This is a genomic window from Flavobacterium undicola (assembly GCF_009909155.2).
GTDB lineage: Bacteria > Bacteroidota > Bacteroidia > Flavobacteriales > Flavobacteriaceae > Flavobacterium > Flavobacterium undicola.
On record NZ_JAAAPM020000070.1, the window covers coordinates 1 to 1,656 of the forward strand.

1 protein-coding gene is annotated in these 1,656 nt (G+C 34.2%); it reads right to left on the reverse strand.

The window, feature by feature from the left end; genetic code table 11:
* Nucleotides 1–176: 176 nt before the first annotated feature.
* Entirely contained in the window at nucleotides 177–1,538 is a 1,362-nt protein-coding gene (locus tag GTZ96_RS18375; protein WP_235973066.1) for a transposase, read from the reverse strand.
* Nucleotides 1,539–1,656: the final 118 nt, after the last annotated feature.

Genomic DNA, 1,656 nt, shown 5'->3' on the forward strand with positions numbered 1-1,656 from the left:
TAGGCACATTCAGAAGTAAGTTAACTTTTGAGTAAAAAATAAAAAAATGACCGATTTTGATTTTTCAATCTTGGTCATTTTGATTTTTCGAGGTTCTTCATGGATTTTTTTAGGTTGAAAAATAGATTTTGGCTACCGACAAGACATAGCTATCCCACTAGATTAATTTATTTTTTTTAAGCCGCTATTTCTAGCGATTTTTTAAAAATCCTTCTTCCGATTTCTAAGGCATTTGCAGTATGGATTCCAAAGAAAATCCAAAGTATCTCGCTTTTCTGAGTTTTGGCCTTAATTTTTTTCAGGTTATAATGTTCCTTCTCTTTACCAAAACTTCCCTCCAGTCGGGTGGCGCGTTCTTTTTTAATTTCTTTGGCTAAAATTTTACGTTGCTCTTCGTTCTTGCCAGCTTTTCCTTTTCTGACAAAATCAGTTTGGATTTTATGACTAGAGGTAAATGTCCTGTTTTTGTTGGTGGCATAAATGGCATCAGCTCCCAGCATTTTTATTTTGGTTTTTGTCAGGTTTTGGGCGCAAAACACACTACTTTGCAAACGGGTTCCTTCGTTGAAAGCCCGGTATTGGATGTGTTCAATAAAATTAATTCCGTCTATCTGAATTTTGTTCACTTTAGCTCCAAATTCAACCTGTTTGACTTCCTTTCCTCGTACAATTGGTCGGATGTAACTTTTACTAATGCTTACAATCCTGTCAGGAACACTTTTCCCAGTTTTAAATATTTGTGTTTGTTGCCCGTAAACTTTGGCAATAATGGCTCGTTGTCGCTTGTATTTTTCCGTAGCTTCAAAGGAGTTTTGGTTCTCAATTTTACTGAGCTCCCCGTTAAGTTTGTACAATAACTTCAGTAGTCCGCGGGTAACTTTGGTTTTAGATTTTGATTGCTTTTTTCTCTTTTTAGAATACTCGTTATATCGTCTGCTCCAATCCAAATATTTGGTTCTAGGTAATTTGATTCTCAAAATACGGCACAATGATTCCATTTGTTTGTAGTTCCATTGAACGCATTCCCAAAGCAATTTTTGATTGGTTGGAAAACGTACTTCACTCTCATAGCAAGTGGCATCAGTAAACATTTTGTCCAAATCCTTCATGTAAGGAATCCAACTTTTAGCTAATATTGCTTGAGATTTTCTAATGTTTAAACCCTTAGAAAGTTCCATTCTGATTTGGCTCACGATTTTAAAGTTGGTCAGCGGTTTATCCATGGGAATCAAAATATCGCAAAAAAACTGCATAAAAATATTTCCATTCAAAAGCTCGATTAGTTTCTTATCCGAGCAACCATAATAGTTTTTTAGCATCATCAAAGCAATTTTTCCTTTGGGACTAAAATAACTATGAGTTCCTTTTTGGGAATCTTTCAATTGGAAAGTTTGACCAAGCTCAGAAAAAGGCATGGAAAGGTAAATTTTACCCAAATCGGTTTTTAGAAATTGGGCGTAAAAACCATCAAAATCTTTATTGATGGTAAAAATTGGAATTTCGTATTGAAATTCGCTTAAACGTATTATTTTTGGCATCGCATATAAAGAAAAACCCCGTTTTTGACTCTTATAGAGCAATTTCGGGGTTTGTTTCTTCTAATATATGGTGTATTTTATTGAAAAACAATAATTTGTGTTATTATGAATGTGCCTT